Consider the following 17088-nt stretch of genomic DNA (forward strand, 5'->3'; position numbering starts at 1 on the left):
GGTGCTGAAAGGTCTGCAGCGGCCCGCCGCAAAACCGTGTCGACCGGCGCCGGTGGACGGTAAATACGTCGACATCGCCTCTCGGTACCCGGCAAAGTGCCACCCATGACGAGCAGTGAGCTGTGGAGCCGCGCGACCGCCGACCGCTACGACGCGGAGGAGGCCGAGACGTCCTCGGCCGCCGTTCTCGGACCGACTCTCGCCTTCCTCGCCGAGCTCGCCGGAGACGGCCGGGCACTGGAGTTCGCCATCGGGACCGGACGAGTGGGCGTCCCCCTCCGGGAACGCGGCGTGCCGGTGGTGGGCATCGAGCTGTCCGAGCACATGGCAGCGGTGCTGCGGCGCAAGATCGACGAGGACACGCTCCCGGTGGTCATCGGGGACATGGCCACCACCGTCGTTCCCGGCGACTTCGCCCTGGTCTTCCTCGTCTACAACACCATCACGAACCTGCTCACACAGGACGAGCAGGTCGAGTGCTTCCGCAACGCCGCACGTCATCTGGAGCCCGGCGGCCGATTCGTCATCGAGCTGGGCGTGCCGCCGCTGCGTTTCCTGCCGCGCGGCCAGATCGCGGTGCCGTTCGACGTCTCCGAGCAGCATCTCGGCTTCGACACCTTCGACCTCGTCGAGCAGATTCTCGTCTCGCACCACTTCACCCGCGACGGCGACGACGGCCACTACCGCCGCGACAACTCCCGGCACCGCTACGCCTGGCCGGCAGAGCTCGACCTGATGGCACGGCTCGCCGGGCTCGAGCTGGAACGCCGCGTCGCGGACTGGGACGGGGCGCCGTTCACCCAGGACTCCACGAAGCACATCTCCGTGTGGCGCAAGCCGGCCTGAAACCGGCCGGTACAGGTGGGCGGATGCTCGGCTTCCGGATACACGGCCCGGGCCCGGCAGCCACACCCGGCACCCCCTGGCGTGGCCCGGCCGTACGAAGCGCTCAGCCGTCGCGTCCCGGGAGCGTAGGGCCTTCCGGGGCCCCGAAGCGGGCCAGGTAGTGCCACACCTTCTTGACCGCCTGGGGGTCGTGGCGGCCTGCACGAGCGGCATCCCCGACGATCCGGGGATCGAGCACGCCGTCGACCGCGATCCGCCTGCCCAGGTCGACGTATTCCCGGCCCCGGTAGCCGGGGTGACGCCGGAGTTCTCCGACCTCGAGGCGGAAGCCGGGGTGCCACTCCACCGGGCAGCCGAGACGCAGAGCCGTGTCCTCGACCGCCGTGCCCCGGTAGCAGGGGTCCAGCACCAGTGCCTCCACATGGCAGCGCAGTTGGACCGGCCCGTGCACCTGCGCCTCGATGTAGTCGTCGAGCTCGTCCTGACGATCGGCGAGGGCGAGCGCGAGAAGCCCCATGCGGTCCGCGACACCGAAATCCGAAGGTTCCAGGAAGCTGTCCGGGTAGCAGAACGAGGTTCCCGCCAGTGTCTCGGCAGCCAGCCGGAAGTGGGCCGAGCCGAACCGCGGCGCCCCGCCGACCGGCTTTCGGCGGAAGTTCAACGCCCCGTACACGGGCCGCTCGTGAGCAGGTGCTTCGTCGTACGCGCCGGCGAAGATCCGGCTCTCCCAGCGCCACCGGTCGCCGCCCGGATGCGCGGTCAGTCCGCCGTTGCTGGTCCCCGTGACGAACTGCGAGCGGTAGACGCCGTCCTCGGCCATGGCGTCCAGGATCGGCCTGCCGTGCACCAGACGGTCCGGATGGAAGTTGAGAGTCACCCGCAGCGTCGGGTCCATGGGGGCCCCGACGCCAGTTCCGCGACATGCCGAAGGGCCCGTTCCTGCGATGTCCGGGAGGATGCGGAGCTCATCCGCACATGTTCCCCGACGCGATCGACCGGTGCACGCGGATTGTCCACCGGCAGTCCCCTTGGACCACCGTGGATCCAGGCCGTCGATACGGACGGGCATGGCGGGCGATCCGATCGGCCGAAGCGGATCACTGGTGCCCCGCGCCCCGCCCCGCAAGGACCTCTGTGCTAGAGGCCACTTGAACAGGAAAAACGCAACTTCGACATGGCCCGCAGAGGCAGCTACCTTCACCTGGTCTTCGGCGATCGCCCACGGGCGCGCAGGAGTTCCTTCGGGCTGAGCCACCGCGACGGGATGAGTTGGTCACGCCCCACGAACCCCCGCCCACAGGCGCAAGTCACCGAACCGAGTCCACACCAGGCACCCCCGACCAGGGAGAGACGCATGCCCCATCTTGCTCTGTACACATTCGGCGTCCTGAAGTCACCTCTCGCCGATCCCGCACCTCGTACGCGTGAGTTCTACGACATTGGTGAGGCCGTCTACCGGAAGATCACTCAGCACCCCGGATACCTCGCGCGGGCTGAAGCGGCAGACGGTGACCGGGGCATGCTCTTCGAGGCGGACTGGGGTGCATGGGGCGAGTTCGTCGTACCGACCTGGTACGGCAAGGGCCGGACGGTGGAAACCACCGCCCTGGCCGCGACCCTCTCCCTCTGGACCGGCCTGCGCCCCGCCTTCGACGCCGTCTACACCGGTCTGCACCGTGAGGCGCTGAACAGGCGTTACGACTGGTTCGAGAGGTCAGGACACCCGAATTACGTGTGCTGGTGGGTCTCCGACGGAGTGATACCCACCTGGCAGGACGGGGTTTCCAGGCTGGAACACCTCCACGACCACGTTCCCGCGCCGCACGCCTTCACCTTCCACCACTCATTCGCCCCGGACGGAACTCCGACCGGGATCAAGGGCGTCGGGCCGAAGAGCGACCAGGTTCGCTGACAAAAGGGCCTGGCCTCGGCACATGATCGGCCTGGGCCGTCTCTTTTGGATCTTGCCGGCAAGATCTGAAAGAGACGGCCTAGCTGCGGTCCGGGCGGAGTTCGATGTGGTCCGGGGCCAGGTCGACGGCCACGCGGTGCTCCATGCCCAGGGCCTCCAGGAACTTCGGGGGGAGCTGGACGCGTCCGGAGCGGTCCAGGACGACGTACTCGCGTTCGCTGATCGATTCCTCGCCGTGCTCGTCGGTGACCAGGCGGCGCAGGACCTCGCTGCTGGTGCGGCCGTCACGGATCGCCACGGTGCGGCGGACCTCGCCCGCCACCATGGGGTCGTGCGTCACGATGACCACCGTCACGCCGAGCTCCTTGTTCACGGTGCGGAAGGTCTCGAAGACCGCCGCGGCCGTCTCCGAGTCCAGTTCGCCCGTGGGTTCGTCGGCGAGCAGCACCTTGGGGTCGTTCGCCATCGCCACGGCGATCGCGACGCGCTGCTGCTGGCCGCCGGAAAGTTGCGCCGGGTGGCGGTGCGCCAGGTCGCCGATCCCGAGGGCGTCGAGGATCTCCGCGACCCGGGCGGCGCGGCGGGCGCCCGCGCCGCGGCGGGGGCTGTCTCCCTTCAACTGCATCGGGAGGGCGACGTTCTGGGCGGCCGTCAGGAACGGCAGGAGGTTGCGGGCCGTCTGCTGGAAGACGAACCCGACCGCTTCGCGCCGGTAGCGCAGCCGGTCCCGCGCCGACAGTTCCAGCAGGTCGTAGCCGGCGACCGCCGCGCTGCCGGCCGTCGGGACGTCCAGGCCCGCCAGGATGTTCAGGAGGGTGGACTTGCCGCTGCCCGAGGCGCCCACGAGGGCCAGCAGGTCGCCCTGGTCGACCGTCAGCTCCAGTCCCTGGAGGGCCTGTACCTCGATGCCGTCCTGGCTGAAGATCCGGACCAGGCGGTCGCAGGCGATCGCGACGTCCGCCGCCGGGGTGCGGGGCTCCGCTGCGGCCGTCGCCCGGCGGCGCAGCTCCTCGTACGTCGGCTGGTCGGTGTTCAACGCTGGTCTCCCGCTCTCAACTCGGTGGTGATCTGCCGTCGCCCGGATGTCGCCGCCTCGACGAGCACGGCCGCGGCGACCAGGGCGGCCAGGCCCAGGGCCTGGGTGAGCACGGGCCCCGCCGTGAGCCGTACTCCGGTCGGCACGCGCGCACCGACCAGCGTGGACAGGTCCATCGCCGGGCCCAGCAGGGCCACCGCGGCCGCCGCCACCAGGGCCCCGCCCAGCGTCGCGGCCAGTGTCTGCGGCAGGGTCTCGGCGAGGATCAGCGCCACGCCCTGCCTGCGCGGCAGCCCCATGGTGCGCAGCCGGGCCAGCAGCGCGGCCCGTTCGGGGACGGACCGCACCAGCGTCAGCAGGACGGCCAGCAGCGCGAACCCGGCCGCTCCGGCCACGGAGGCCCAGAAGAGGCGCTGTGCCGAGCGCTGCAGCGGATCGGCGCCCAGCTCGGCGACGGCGTCGGCGCTGGTGTGCACGGGATACACCTCGTCGGCCGGGTCGGTGCCCGAAGCCGGACCCTGCCCCTGACTCGCGGCGGGAGCGGGCGCCGCGGCCGGGGCCGGGGCGGCGGTCTCGGAGCCGGCCGGGAGCGTGGCCCGGACCAGCGCGCGCAGCCGGTCCCCGTCGACGGGACCGAGGCCGAACCAGCGGTTCGGCCGGCCGGCGCCCATGAGGTCCGTCGCCGTGCCCGCGGGCAGGACGACGGTCGCGGCGTCACGGGCCGGATGGGCCGGGGAGCAGTCGATCACGCCCGCGACCCGCGCCCGCAGCTCTCCGCCTTCGCCGGGCCGCACCGTGTACGTGCCCTGGGCGGCCTGCCGTGCCAGGCCCGCGCTGAACAGCGCGGGCACCGGGGCGTCGGCGGGCTCCTTGCCGCCGACGGCCAGCAGGGCCGGGTCGAAGTGGCCGCAGCCGAGGGCACGGGACAGCTCCGCGTACGCGGCCGGCTCGGCGACGATCACGGTGACCTGGGTGGAGCCCTGGCGGGTGCCGAGTACGGCGGAGTCGTGGTCGATCCACAGCGGTACGGAGGTCCGCACGCCCGGAAGCTCGCCCGCGGCCTTCGCGAGCCCGTCCGGGAGCGGGGACTTCCCGTACGCGGAGATCGCCGCGTCGCCCCCGACGGCCAGCCGGGCCACCCCCAGCCGGGACGAGTCCACCGAGTCCAGGACGGCGGCGCCGAATCCGCCGGTGGTGATGGCGAGGAGCAGCGCGACCATCGGCAGGACGGAGGGGCCGCTGCGGCCGCGGCCGTGCGTCCCGGCCGTCCCCGGGCCGCGGGCGGCCCGGGCCAGTCCGAGGAAGCCGACCAGTCCGGAGCGGCGGCCGGCCGCCCGGGCGAGCCAGCCGGTCACCACGGGCTGCAGCCGGGCCAGCAGCAGTGCCCCGCACAGGGCGAGCAGCAGCGGGGCCGCGATCAGCAGCGGGTCGGGGTCGCTGCCGGGCGGGGCGATCCCGCGGCGGCGGATCGCCAGTACGGCGGCGGCGGTGGCGATGAGGACGAGCAGTTCGGCCACGGGCCTGCGCCACCGCCCGGCCGGGCGGGGCGGGGTCAGCAGCACGGCCGCCCGTACCGGGAAGGCCAGCAGGGCGAGCAGGGCGACGGCGGCGGCCGAGAGCAGTGCGGGTGCGAGCCGGGGTGTGGGCAGCAGCAGTACGGCGAGCACGGTGGCGGCCGCGGCCGCCGGGAGCACCGTGACGGCGCCCTCGCCGAGGAGCCGGCCGACGATGGCGGCGCGCGAGCCGCCCCGCGCCAGCAGCAGCTGCAGTTCGGCGCCGCGGCGGTCCGCGGCGAGCGCGCCGGCCAGGCACAGGACGACGAAGGCGACGCCGCCGACCCCGGCAGGTCCGATCAGGGCGAGTGGTGCCGCGGCCTGTGTGCGGGCGCGGGCCTCTTCGAAGCGCTCGGGGAGCCATGAGGTGGTGTGCAGCCGCAGGCGGCCGGTTTCCCGGATGAGGGCGGCGGCGGTGGGCCCGGCGACGTACGAGGCGACCTCCTTCCTCGTGGCGTCGAGCCGGTCGGCCCGCAGGCGGCCGACGTCGACCGGGAGCCGCCAGAAGTCCTCGGCGGTGCGGCTCCAGGTGCTCATCCGGTCGAGGTCCCCGGTTCCGACCAGGGCGTCGACGTCCCAGTCGAGGTTTTCGCCGTTGTAGTGCTCGCAGGCGTGGGTGAGGCACCCCAGGTTGTCCGCCCAGAAGCCCTCGTTCTCGTCGAGGGGCGTGTAGAGGCCGACGACTTCGACGGAGGGCGTGCCGTCGACGCGGGGCGCGCTCTTCAGGACGGATCCGAGGCGGGCGCCGAGGGTGTCGGCGGCGCGCTGCGAGAGGGCGACCTGCAGGGGCGGCAGCTCCGCGGCGGTGCCCTGGGGGGCGGCCGTGGGGGTGCTGCTCGGCCAGTGCCCCTGCACCAGCTTCACGTGTGCCTCGGCCTGGCGGACGTGCAGCAGCGTCATGTGGGGCGGGAAGCCGGACGGCTTGGACAGTTCCGGATTCAGCAGCGGCTGCCGCTTGGTGGTGCGCGTGCCGTGGACCGTCGTGTCGGGGTCCACGTGGAAGGTGGATCCGGTGGGGCGGAGCAGTTCCTCCAGCGTCCGGTCCAGGGCCTCGGCGCTCTGCCCGGCGTCCGGGGCGGGCGCGGTCACCTGCAGGCTGGTGCCGGCCGGGCCGCTGCGCTCCAGGAAGGACCGCAGGGCCTGGTCGGCGCCCCGGTCCTGGGCCCGCGGCAGCGCGGCGGCCAGCAGGACGGCCACGAAGGCCAGTGCGGCGCCGAGTACGGTGCCCAGCGGAGCCGCCCGCAGCCGGGTCCTGACCCACGGCGCGGGCCGCGGCCCGGGCCGCGGGGCACCGGCGGCCGGGGGCGGGGTGGCGGACGGCGGGGTGGCGGACGGCGGGGTGGCGGACGGCGGGGTGGCGGACGGCGGGGTGGTCACATCTCCTCCACGGGACGCAGCCGGGCGGCGATGTCGCGGCCCCGGGGGCCGCTGAGCGCGGCCGACAGCAGGGGAACGGCGGCGATGGCGGCGACCGTCAGCAGGGTCTGCCAGAACGGCATGTCCACTTGTACGGGCGGGAAGGGCCGCCCGGCGGCCGGCGTCAGCACCACCAGGGGCGCCATCAGATGGACGAGGGCGATGCCCAGCCCGGTGCCGACCGCGGTCCCGATGGCGATCAGCACGCCGCCCTCGGCGGCGGACGCGCGGGCCAGCGAGCGGCGCGGTGTGCCGAGCGCGAGCAGGACCGAGAACTCCCGGCCGCGCACGCGCCGTTCGGCGGCGGTGGAGGTCGCGAAGCCGATGGCCGCCAGGACCGCGCACGCGGCGGCGAGGGCGGCGAGCGCGCTCTGCGGTCCGGCGCTCAGCGGGTCGTCCAGCAGCCGTGCGGTGATCTCCTCGCGCAGTTGGACGCGCTCGGTCCGGGCGCCTTCGCGCAGCTGGGCCGCCGCTCGGGCCGGTATCGGGTCGGCGGCCGAGTCGGCGGGCAGCCACCACTCGGTGGGAGCGGGCGGCTGCTGGCCGGCGGACTCCAGCAGGAACCGGCCGAGTACGTGCAGGTCGACGGCGAGCGCGGAGCGTCCGGCTACGGGGAGGGAGTCCACGGCGGCGGTGATCCGCGTCGGAACGGTCGCGCCGTCCAGGGCGATGGGGACCGTATCGCCCACGGCGGCGCCCAGGGACCGCAGGTAGCGGGTGGTGGCGACTGCCGGGACGGCGGCGGCGGGCGGCGCGGCGGGCGCCGGGAAGAGCACGGTGTTGACGCCCTGCAGGGTGCCGAATCCGCCCCAGTAGCGCAGCCGGAGCAGGTCTGTGGAACCGGCCGGGACCGGGGACAGCTGGGGGGCGCGCGGCGAGCCGGGCCCCTGCAGGGGCGACGACTGCCAGCTGCCGGGGGCCCCGGCGGCGACGCCCCCGGCGCCGTCCGCGGTGTCGGAGACGGTGATCCGGCGCAGGGTCAGTTCGCTGCCGTCGCCCGGGTGGTCACCGTCCCCGGCGTACGAGAGGCGTATCCCGGCCAGGGTCAGCGGGGTGGCGGCGGATCCGACCGGGGCGCCGGTGAGCGCGTCCAGGAGGAAGGGGAGGGTGACCTCGCCGTCGGCGGGCAGCGTGACGGAGGCCGTCCCGTAGGTGGCCCCGAACCGGTCGCGCAGCAGCAGGCTCACGGCGGACCAGCTCATGCCGGAGGACCGTACCGTCACCCCGAGGTCGATCCGACGGGGGGAGCCGGGCAGGGCGACCCCGGGGTTCGCGGGGGCGGGTGCCGCTCCCGCGGCGAGCGGTGCGAAAAGGTCCTGCATCCCGTGCCCGTTGCGCAGGTCGGCCCGGAGCGGCACCCGTTCGCCGACCTTGACGGCGTCGAGTGCGACGACGTCGGCAACGTTCCCGTCGGGCAGCTTCTGCTCCCGGCGGACCACCGGGGTCAGGCGGTCCCCGCCGGGCAGTGCCGCGTAGCGTCCGCCCTGTCCCATCGGGGACATGCTGCTCCCGGAGATCCGCAGGCCGCCCGCGGTCGCGAAGTCGGCCTGGTCGCGCTGGGAGGCGGACCACGCGGTGTGCTGGCCGAGGGCCAGGATCCCGCTGGAGACGGCGAGTACGAGCAGCAGTACGGGTCCGGTGGCCCGGCCGGGCCGGCGGGCGAGCTGCCAGCCGAACAGGGCCGGGGCCAGGCTCCGGCCGCGCGCGGCCAGCCGGCCTCCGGCCCGCGCCGCGAACGGCAGCAGCCGCAGGACCAGCAGGGTGCCCCCGCAGAGTGCCAGGGCCGGGGCGGCGACCAGGACCGGGTCGATGCCGAGCCCGCCGCCGGCGGAGGCCCCGGGTGCGGGGGCGTCCGTACCGCCGTACTGCGAGAGCTGCTGGTAGCCGACGACGGCGAGGGCCACGACGGCCAGGTCCACGCCGGAGCGGGCGGCGCCCGTCACCAGGGCCTGCCTGCTGCCCACGCGGCGCAGGACGGCGGCCGAGGCACCGCGCAGGACGGAGGGCAGGGTGGTCAGCAGGACACAGGCCAGGGCGCAGCCCACCGCGACCGGCCAGACCAGCCAGGTGTCCGGGATCTCCAGGTGGACCCGCGCGAGCGGTCCGAACCGGCCGAACAGGCGCAGCAGCGGCGGGGTGAGCAGGGGTGCCAGGACGGCCGCGGGCAGGGCGAGCAGCAGTGACTCGGCGGCGGTCAGGGCGCCGAGGCGGCGGCGGGAGGCTCCGCGCGCGGTGAGCAGGACCCGTTCCGGTTCCTGGCGGACGGTCAGGATGTGGGAGACGAGGAGCAGGGCGGCGGCCGAGAGGACGACGAGCTGGAGTGCGCCCATCAGCAGGGTGGACCGGGCGACGACCGTTCCGGCGCTCAGCTCGCCGAGGAACGTGGGCAGTTCGGTGGCGGCCCGGAGCGAGCTCGCACGTTCGAGGGAGGCGCTCGCGGGCTCGGTCGCGCCCCGGACGGTCTCGGCCTCGGGGCCGCGGATCGTGCGCAGGTCGGGGGTGAGCAGGGTGAGGCGGTGGTTCTGCAGGAGGCCGCCCGTCGTGAAGGCGGTGTCGTCCACCAGGAGCGGGCCGTAGATGGCGAAGGTGTCGGCCTGGACCTCGCGGCCGCCGAGCGGGTCGAGGCGCCAGTACGCGGCGTCCGGATCGGCGGCCCGGTACACGCCGGTGACCAGCACGGTCAGCGGCGGCCCGCCGAACCGGTCGTCGAGGCGGACCGGTGCCGGCAGCGCGGACTCGGCGAGGCCGAGCCGGGCGAGCGCCGCGCGCGGCACGGCCACCTGTGTCGGGGCCGCCGCGGTACCGGCCCCGGTGGGGGCGGCGACCGGTCCGGGCCACTGGCCGGCGAGCAGTTGTACGTGGTCCTTGCCGAGGGCGGCGAGCAGGGTCAGGTCGGCGTCGCGGCCCGAGGCGGCGACGCCGGGGAGTCCGTACGAGCGGCTGCGTGCCACGCTCTCGGAGGCCACCGGCAGCCGTCCGAACACCTCGTCCGCGAACGTCCGTACGGACTCGTCGTCCTTGGCGCGGGATGCGGCGGGATGGCCACTGGTGATCACGACGGTGGTCCGGGGCTGTTCGGCGCCGGTCAGAGCCCGCCGGAGCCCTTCCTCGCCCACGCCACGGGTGAAGGCCGTGAGCGCGGTCAGGGTGGTCGCGGTGATGAGTACGGTGAGCAGCACGGCAACGGCGAGCGGCCACCGCCCGAGCAGTCGGCGCACGACGAAGCCGAGCACGTGTTGAAATCCTCCCCCGTCCGGACCCTCGGTACCGGATAGCGGACGATGCTGCCAGATATGGGCTATTGACGGAAGGGGCTTGCGTGATCGGTGGGGCAGATGCGCAAATGCGATCAGAAAACTGCAGCGGCAGGATGCAGGGAACGCGGGGGCCGGGCGCCCCACACGGACAACGCGACGGGGGAACAGACGCGATGAGGGATCAGCAGGAACCGGCGACGGTCGCGACGAGAACGCGGGAGGACGACGGTTCGCCGATCGTCGTGGTGGACGACGTGCACCACACCTTCGGCAGCGGACCGCAGGCCGTCCACGCCCTGCGCGGCGTGTCCTTCGAGGTCCGCCGAGGCGAACTCACCGCCCTCAGGGGCCGGTCGGGCTCCGGCAAGACCACCCTGCTGAACCTCGTCGGCGGCCTCGACACGCCGACCGGCGGCCGGATCACCCTCGACGGCACCGACCTGGCGTCCCTCGACGAGCCGGGCCTGCTCGCGCTGCGCCGCGACCGCATCGGCTTCGTCTTCCAGTCCTTCGGCCTGATACCCGTCCTCACCGCCGCCGAGAACGTCGGCGTACCGATGCGGCTGCGCCGCGTCCCCGCCAAGGTGCGCGAGGAACGCGCCCGGACCCTGCTCGCCCTGGTCGGTCTCGCGGACCACGCGGAGCAGCGCCCCGGCGAGCTCTCCGGCGGCCAGCAGCAGCGCGTGGCGGTGGCCCGCGCCCTGGCCAACGACCCCGACCTGATCATCGCCGACGAACCCACGGGCCAGCTCGACTCGGAGACCGGCCGGTCGGTCATGGAGCTGCTGCGCGCGGTGGTGCGCAGCGAATCGGTGACCATCCTCGTCGCCACCCACGACCCCAACCTGATCGAGCTCGCCGACCGGGTCGTGGAACTGCGCGACGGCCGCATCGCCCCGGCCGGCTCATGAGCCGAGCGCGTCCGCGCTGCTCCGCTGCCAGTACGTGACCGACAGCGAGCTGTCGTAGGCGACACCGGCCGCCGGGAGGGCCGGGGTCGCGGACGCGCCGCCGTTGCTGAGAGGCGTCCGGCCCTGGAAGGCGATCGTGAGCCGGTGTCCGGTCGTCCCGCCCTCGCCGCTGCCGTCGGCCGCCGACAGCAGGGCCCCCGCATAGCCCGACTCGCCCGGAGCGAGGGACACCACCGCCTGGGGCCGGGTCTGCTGCTGTGCGGCCGGCACCCATTGCATCTCGTCGAAGCGGAGCACCGGGTAGTAGGTCAGGTCGCAGGTCTTCGAGCCGGTGTTCCTCACCGTGATCAGCATGTGGTTGAGCGGCCGGGAGACGGGCTGCACGGTGACGCCGGTGTTGGCGCCGTTGCACAGGACGTGCTGCTGCTCCCCCGCGGCCGTCGGAGCGGAGGGGGCCGACGGCGCCGGCGAGCCCTTGGGGGTCTGTCCCATGGTCGGGGCGGCCGAGGGAACGGCCTCCGCGGCGGGGGGCGAAACGGCTGCTTCTCCCCCGTCCTTGAAGCCCGTGTCGTCCTTGCACCCCGAGAGGGAGAGGACGACGAGGGCGGCGGCGCCCGCACCCGCGAGGCGCCGGAGGCCGTACGGGCGGAAGGTACGGGCGCTGCGGGCGAGGGGGGCGCTGTGGAACGCGTGCATGGCTGACGGCCTTTCATGGGGCATGACCGCAGGGCCCGTTCGGGGTCCGCCTGGACCGGCCGCCGGGAGCGGTGTGCTTGGATGGCCTCAGCCTGAGCGATGCTCCGTCCCAGCCGCCACATCCGCTGGGCAATCCGGAACGCTGGAATACGGGCATAGGCTCTGAGCTGGGCAAACAACCTGTTCCTGGGATGCGGGACAGGACACGGGGTGGGAGGAACGGTGTCGCAGGACACTGCTGGGCCGGGGTTCGCCGAGCTGCTGCGGGAGTTGAAGGACCGGTCCGGCCTCAGCTACGGAACGCTCGCCAAGCGGCTCCACATGAGCGCGTCGACCTTGCACCGCTATTGCAGCGGCGAGGTCGTCCCGGCGGACTACGCACCGGTCGAACGGCTCGCCCGGCTGTGCAGGGCCTCGCCCGAGGAGCTCCTCGCCCTGCACCGGAGTTGGGTGCGGGCCGACACGAACCGCCCGCGCAAGGGCGCGGACCCGAGCGGCACCGTGCGCGTTCCGGTCGACTCGGCCGAGGTGGACGACGCGACGGACGCGCCCGAGGCCGCCGAGGTGGCCGAAGTCGCCGAGGTCGCAGGAGCGACCACCGCCGCCGAGCCGCCCGCGCCGACCCGGCGTCCTCGCCCGCGCAGGGCGGTGCTCGCCGGGATCTCGGTCACGGTCGTGGCCGCCGTCACCGCTCTGGCCGGGGTGCTCACCACGCTCGATGCGGGCCGGCCCGCACAGGGCACCGGCGTCCGGGACAGCCCCGTCGGTGCCATGAGCGGATCCCCCGACCAGGGGAAGTCCCCGGACGGCCCGGACGGCCCGGACGCGTCCCCTTCGACGCCCTCGTCCCCGTCCGCCTCGTCGTCGCCGTCCGCGCCCTCGTCCTCGTCCTCGTCCTCGTCCTCGGGCACCACGCACACGGCCCCCGCAGCAGGAAGCGGAAGCAGCGGCGGCGACAACGCCGCCGCCGGCACGCCGGTGAAGGTGACCACCCGCCCCCACACCTGGGAGGCGCCCTGCGGCCAGCACTATCTGATCGACAAGCCCCCGGCCCAGGTGGGACCGCCTCCCGTGGAACGGGACGCACCCGCCTGGGTGGCGGCGGCCGGAGCCGTACCCGCGGACGAGCAGTACGTCACCCTCACCCTGCAGGGCTCCGGCGCGGACACCGTGGTGCTGGACGGCCTGACCGTCCGTACGGTCGCCAAGCGTGCGCCGCTCCCCTGGAACGACTACGCCATGGGCTACCCGGGGGTCGGCTGCGGCGCGGGCGTCCCGACCCGCACCTTCGGCGTGGCCCTCGACTCCGCGCGCCCGTCCGTCGCACCCGTGCCGGGTCAGCGGGACTTCCCCTTCTCGGTGAGCGAGTCGCAACCGGAGGTGTTCCACATCAAGGCCGCCGCCTCCGCCCACGACGTGAGCTGGTACCTGGAGCTGTCCTGGTCCAGCGGCTCCCGCCGCGGCACCCTCAGGATCGACCACAACGGCAACCCCTTCCGCACCAGCGGAAGCAAGGGGCGGCCCGGCTACGAGTTCCCCCTCGGCGGCGACGGATGGGTCGGGGCGGGCACGACAGGCAGTTGACCAGGAGCGACCGGGTGTGTACCTGGAGCGCACGGTCCGCTTCGTCCCGGAGCGGTCCCGGAGGATCGACCATACGATGGGCGGGAACCGGCGCGGGCGGCTCGCCGGGCCGCCCGCCCAGAGCACTCGGGGTGGAGACGTATGGCACAGGCCGCCGACACGGCGCGGACCGTCATCCTGACCGTGGACGACGACCCGGGGGTCTCCCGGGCCATCGCCCGTGACCTGCGGCGCCGCTACGGCGCCGAGTACCGGATCGTGCGCGCCGAGTCCGGCGAGTCCGCGCTGGAGGCGCTGCGCGAGCTGAAGCTGCGGGGCGACCTGGTGGCGGTGATCCTGGCCGACTACCGGATGCCGCAGCTGAACGGCATCGAGTTCCTGGAACAGGCCCTGCAGGTGTACCCGGGGGCGCGGCGCGTGCTGCTGACGGCGTACGCCGACACCAACGCGGCGATCGACGCGATCAACGTCGTGGACCTCGACCACTACCTGCTCAAGCCGTGGGACCCGCCGGAGGAGAAGCTCTACCCGGTCGTGGACGACCTGCTCACGGCCTGGCGCACCAGCGACTACCGGCCGGTACCGGCGACCAAGGTGGTCGGGCACCGCTGGTCGGCGCGTTCCTCGCGGGTCCGGGAGTTCCTGGCCCGCAACCAGGTGCCCTACCGCTGGTACTCCTCCGACGAGCCCGAGGGGCGGCGACTGCTGGAGGCGGCCGGGGCCGACGGACAGCGGCTGCCGCTGGTGGTCACGCCCGAGGGCACCGCACTGATCGAGCCGGAGGAGCCGGAACTGGCCGCCAACGTGGGGCTCGCGACGACGCCGACCGCCGATTTCTACGACCTCGTCGTCATCGGAGGCGGCCCGGCGGGGCTCGGCTCAGCGGTGTACGGGGCCTCGGAGGGGCTGCGCACCGTACTGATCGAGCGGTCGGCGACCGGCGGGCAGGCCGGCCAGAGCTCCCGCATCGAGAACTACCTCGGCTTCCCGGACGGCGTGTCGGGGGCGCAGCTCACGGAGCGCGCCCGCCGCCAGGCGGGCCGGTTCGGCGCCGAGATCCTGACGGCGCGCGAGGTCACGGGGCTGGAGGTCAACGGCGCGGCGCGTATCGTCCACTTCTCGGACGGCCGGACGATCGCCGCCCACAGCGTCATCCTGGCGACCGGCGTGTCGTACCGGCAGCTCCACGCACCGGGCTGCGACCAGCTGACCGGCTGCGGGGTGTACTACGGCTCCTCGCTCACCGAGGCGGCCTCCTGCCAGGGGCAGGACGTGTACATCGTGGGCGGCGCCAACTCGGCCGGACAGGCGGCGATGTACCTGGCGCGGGGCGCCAAGTCGGTGACGCTGCTGGTCCGCGGGGATTCCCTGACGGCATCGATGTCGTACTACCTGATCCAGCAGATCGAGGAGATGCCGAACATCACGGTGCGGACCCGGACGGTCATCGAGGCGGCGCACGGCGAGGGGCACCTGGAGCAGCTGACGCTGCGCGACGTGGACAGCGGTGCGACCGAACTCGTCGACGCGCAGTGGATGTTCGTGTTCATCGGCGCGGCGCCGCTGACCGACTGGCTCGACGGTACGGTGCTGCGCGACGAGCACGGTTTCATCCTGGCCGGGCCGGACCTCACCCCGGACGGACGGCCGCCCGCCGAGTGGGAGCTGGACCGGCCGCCGTACCACCTGGAGACCAACATTCCCGGCGTGTTCGTGGCGGGCGACGCGCGCGCCCAGTCCGCGAAGCGCGTCGCGTCCGCCGTCGGAGAGGGAGCCATGGCCGTGATGCTCGTCCACCGGTACCTGGAGCAGTCATGAGCGGTCAGCCGATGCCCTGCAGCCCGCAGGAGATCGCCTCGCTGTTCCTGTTCGAGAAGCTCTCGCCGGAGCAGCTCGGGCGGCTGTGCGGCGAGGGCCGGGTGGAGCGGTTCGAAGCCGGTCCGGTGTACACCGAGGGCGACCCGGCCACCTGCTTCTACGTGATGATCGAGGGCACCGTCGTGCTGTCCCGCCGGGTCGGCGGCGACGACGTCGAGGTGAGCCGCACCGCGCAGCGCGGCGTGTACGCGGGCGCCATGCAGGCGTACCTCGGCGACCAGGTGCCGCAGACGTACACCAACTCGATGCGGGTGACCGAGCCGACGCGGTTCTTCGTGCTGCCCGCGGAGTCGTTCGCGGACATCATGCGGGAGTGGTTCCCGATGGCGGCGCACCTGCTGGAGGGGCTGTTCTTCGGCTCCAAGAACACCCAGCGGGCGATCGGGCAGCGTGAGCGGCTGCTGGCCCTGGGGTCGCTGTCCGCCGGTCTCACCCACGAGCTCAACAACCCGGCCGCGGCGGCCGTACGGGCCACCGCGACGCTGCGGGAGCGGGTGGGGAAGATGCGGCACAAGCTGGCCCACATCTCCCAGGGCCAGTACTCGCGCGAGACGATCGCCGACCTCATCGAGATCCAGGAACGCACCGTCGAGCGCGTCGCGAAGGCAACGGCGCTGAGCCCCCTGGAGGCCTCCGACCGGGAGGACGAGCTCGCAGACTGGCTCGACGACCACGACATCCAGGAGGGCTGGCGGATCGCGCCGACCTTCGTGCAGGCCGGACTGGACACGGACTGGCTCGATCAGGTCGCGGCGACCGTGGCCGAGGAGATCCTGCCGTCGGCCATCGGCTGGCTCAACTACACGGTGGAGACCGAGCTGTTGATGGACGAGATCGACGACTCGACCACGCGCATCTCCCACCTCGTGGACGCGGCCAAGCAGTACTCGCAGCTCGACCGGGCCCCGTACCGGGTCGTCGACGTCCACGAACTCCTCGACAGCACCCTGCTGATGCTGTCCGGCAAGATCGGCTCCCGGGTGCGGGTGGTCAAGGACTACGACCGCTCCCTGCCGGAGGTGCCCGCCTACCCGGCGGAGCTCAACCAGGTGTGGACCAACCTCATCGACAACGCCGTCTTCGCCATCGGGAGCACGGGCGGCGAGGGCACGCTGACGGTGCGCACGGCCCGGGAGGGCGACCGCCTGCTCGTGGAGTTCCGCGATACCGGTCCCGGTATCCCGGCCGACATCCGCAGCCGCATCTTCGACCCCTTCTTCACCACCAAACCGGTCGGCGAGGGCACCGGGCTCGGCCTCGACATCTCCTGGCGGATCGTCGTCAACAAGCACCACGGCAGCCTCCAGGTCGAGTCCGCCCCCGGCGACACCCGGTTCCAGGTACTGCTGCCGCTGACCGCCCCGGACCCCGGAACCGAGCCCGGGCCCGGGACTGCGACCGCATCCGACACCGAGACGGCTGAGGAGCCCGTATGAGCGACATCGACGGAATCGACCCGAGCGTCCCGCCCACCGGCACCGGATGCGGCGACTGCGACGCGGCGGGCGGCTGGTGGTTCCACCTGCGCCGCTGCGCCCAGTGCGGCCACATCGGCTGCTGCGACTCCTCCCCGGCCCAGCACGCCACCGCCCACTGGAAGTCCACCGGCCACCCCCTGGTGCAGAGCTTCGAGCCGGGCGAGGAGTGGTTCTGGAACTACGACACCGACGCCCTGTACGACTCCGGCCCCGAGCTGACCCCACCGAGCGACCACCCGGCGGACCAGCCGGCCCCGGGCCCGGCCGGCCGGGTCCCCGAGGACTGGACGAAGCACCTGCATCGCTAGGTCGTGTCCGCAAAGTCCCGTCTGCTCGGCGGGCGGACGACGCTACTTTGCGGACACTCCCTAGGCCGTCTGCGTCCAGACGGTGCCGCGGGCCTCGTACTCCAGCATGGTCTCCACGCCGGTCGCCGCGTCGGCGCCGAGTTCCCGGCGGACGAGCCACAGGGCCAGGTCCAGCCCGGAGGTGATGCCGCCGGCCGTGACCAGATCGCCGTC

The 17088-nt window shown here is 73.5% G+C and carries 12 protein-coding genes and 1 pseudogene; 7 read left to right on the top strand and 6 right to left on the bottom strand.

What is annotated here, in order from left to right; all coding sequences use genetic code 11:
* Positions 1–105: 105 nt before the first annotated feature.
* A complete protein-coding gene (locus tag ACWGE1_RS19850; protein ID WP_453421795.1) occupies positions 106–846 on the top strand; it encodes a class I SAM-dependent DNA methyltransferase in 741 nt (246 codons plus the stop codon).
* A 103-nt stretch (positions 847–949) separates the two neighbouring features.
* On the opposite strand, the gene ACWGE1_RS19855 is transcribed toward ACWGE1_RS19850, so the two are convergent.
* On the bottom strand, positions 950–1741 hold the full coding sequence (locus tag ACWGE1_RS19855; protein WP_453421796.1) for a DUF3626 domain-containing protein: 792 nt from the start codon (positions 1739–1741) through the stop codon (positions 950–952).
* A 459-nt stretch (positions 1742–2200) separates the two neighbouring features.
* On the opposite strand from ACWGE1_RS19855, the gene ACWGE1_RS19860 reads away from it, so the two are divergent.
* Positions 2201–2758: a DUF3291 domain-containing protein gene (locus tag ACWGE1_RS19860; protein ID WP_453421797.1), complete on the top strand. Its 558-nt coding sequence runs from the start codon at positions 2201–2203 to the stop codon at positions 2756–2758.
* A 79-nt stretch (positions 2759–2837) separates the two neighbouring features.
* On the opposite strand, the gene ACWGE1_RS19865 is transcribed toward ACWGE1_RS19860, so the two are convergent.
* From ACWGE1_RS19865 to ACWGE1_RS19875, 3 genes are read right to left on the bottom strand one after another with little or no spacing between them, the layout of a single operon-like run.
* Positions 2838–3794: an ABC transporter ATP-binding protein gene (locus ACWGE1_RS19865; protein ID WP_453421798.1), complete on the bottom strand. Its 957-nt coding sequence runs from the start codon at positions 3792–3794 to the stop codon at positions 2838–2840.
* Positions 3791–6724 carry a hypothetical protein gene (locus tag ACWGE1_RS19870; protein WP_453421799.1) on the bottom strand — a complete coding sequence of 978 codons (2934 nt, stop codon included), beginning with the start codon at positions 6722–6724 and terminating at the stop codon, positions 3791–3793. The genes ACWGE1_RS19865 and ACWGE1_RS19870 overlap by 4 nt, the downstream gene beginning before the upstream one ends.
* Positions 6721–9996, bottom strand: coding sequence for an FtsX-like permease family protein (locus ACWGE1_RS19875; protein WP_453421800.1), 3276 nt, complete (start codon positions 9994–9996; stop codon positions 6721–6723). Before ACWGE1_RS19875 ends, ACWGE1_RS19870 begins: the two co-directional genes overlap by 4 nt.
* 197 nt (positions 9997–10193) lie before the next feature.
* On the opposite strand from ACWGE1_RS19875, the gene ACWGE1_RS19880 reads away from it, so the two are divergent.
* The gene (locus tag ACWGE1_RS19880) at positions 10194–10931 is read left to right on the top strand and encodes an ABC transporter ATP-binding protein (RefSeq protein ID WP_453421801.1); all 738 of its coding nucleotides are present in this window, start codon (positions 10194–10196) and stop codon (positions 10929–10931) included.
* Here the strand turns inward: ACWGE1_RS19880 and ACWGE1_RS19885 are convergent.
* A complete protein-coding gene (locus tag ACWGE1_RS19885) occupies positions 10926–11627 on the bottom strand; it encodes a DUF4232 domain-containing protein (protein WP_453421802.1) in 702 nt (233 codons plus the stop codon). The two genes, ACWGE1_RS19880 and ACWGE1_RS19885, sit on opposite strands and share 6 nt — an antisense overlap.
* Positions 11628–11849: 222 nt before the next feature.
* Here ACWGE1_RS19885 and ACWGE1_RS19890 point away from each other — a divergent pair, with 222 nt between their 5' ends.
* The 4 genes from ACWGE1_RS19890 (at position 11850) to ACWGE1_RS19905 (ending at position 16875) form a co-directional block, all read left to right on the top strand.
* Entirely contained in the window at positions 11850–13211 is a 1362-nt protein-coding gene (locus tag ACWGE1_RS19890; RefSeq protein WP_453421803.1) for a helix-turn-helix domain-containing protein, read from the top strand.
* Between the two features lie 141 nt (positions 13212–13352).
* A complete protein-coding gene (locus ACWGE1_RS19895; RefSeq protein ID WP_453421804.1) occupies positions 13353–15029 on the top strand; it encodes an FAD-dependent oxidoreductase in 1677 nt (558 codons plus the stop codon).
* Entirely contained in the window at positions 15026–16525 is a 1500-nt protein-coding gene (locus ACWGE1_RS19900) for an ATP-binding protein (RefSeq protein ID WP_453421805.1), read from the top strand. Before ACWGE1_RS19895 ends, ACWGE1_RS19900 begins: the two co-directional genes overlap by 4 nt.
* Positions 16522–16875, top strand: coding sequence for a UBP-type zinc finger domain-containing protein (locus ACWGE1_RS19905; RefSeq protein ID WP_453421806.1), 354 nt, complete (start codon positions 16522–16524; stop codon positions 16873–16875). Before ACWGE1_RS19900 ends, ACWGE1_RS19905 begins: the two co-directional genes overlap by 4 nt.
* 60 nt (positions 16876–16935) lie before the next feature.
* Here the strand turns inward: ACWGE1_RS19905 and ACWGE1_RS19910 are convergent.
* Positions 16936–17088, bottom strand: a pseudogene (locus ACWGE1_RS19910) (DJ-1/PfpI family protein); the annotation flags it as partial.

It is taken from the genome of Streptomyces sp. NPDC054932 (assembly GCF_053610205.1).

Coding starts and splice junctions, on each gene's coding strand:
- ACWGE1_RS19850 (WP_453421795.1), top strand. CDS start 106: ATGACGAGCAGTGAGCTGTGGAGCCGCGCGACCGCCGACCGCTACGAC.
- ACWGE1_RS19855 (WP_453421796.1), bottom strand. CDS start 1,741: ATGGACCCGACGCTGCGGGTGACTCTCAACTTCCATCCGGACCGTCTG.
- ACWGE1_RS19860 (WP_453421797.1), top strand. CDS start 2,201: ATGCCCCATCTTGCTCTGTACACATTCGGCGTCCTGAAGTCACCTCTC.
- ACWGE1_RS19880 (WP_453421801.1), top strand. CDS start 10,194: ATGAGGGATCAGCAGGAACCGGCGACGGTCGCGACGAGAACGCGGGAG.
- ACWGE1_RS19885 (WP_453421802.1), bottom strand. CDS start 11,627: ATGCACGCGTTCCACAGCGCCCCCCTCGCCCGCAGCGCCCGTACCTTC.
- ACWGE1_RS19895 (WP_453421804.1), top strand. CDS start 13,353: ATGGCACAGGCCGCCGACACGGCGCGGACCGTCATCCTGACCGTGGAC.
- ACWGE1_RS19900 (WP_453421805.1), top strand. CDS start 15,026: ATGAGCGGTCAGCCGATGCCCTGCAGCCCGCAGGAGATCGCCTCGCTG.
- ACWGE1_RS19905 (WP_453421806.1), top strand. CDS start 16,522: ATGAGCGACATCGACGGAATCGACCCGAGCGTCCCGCCCACCGGCACC.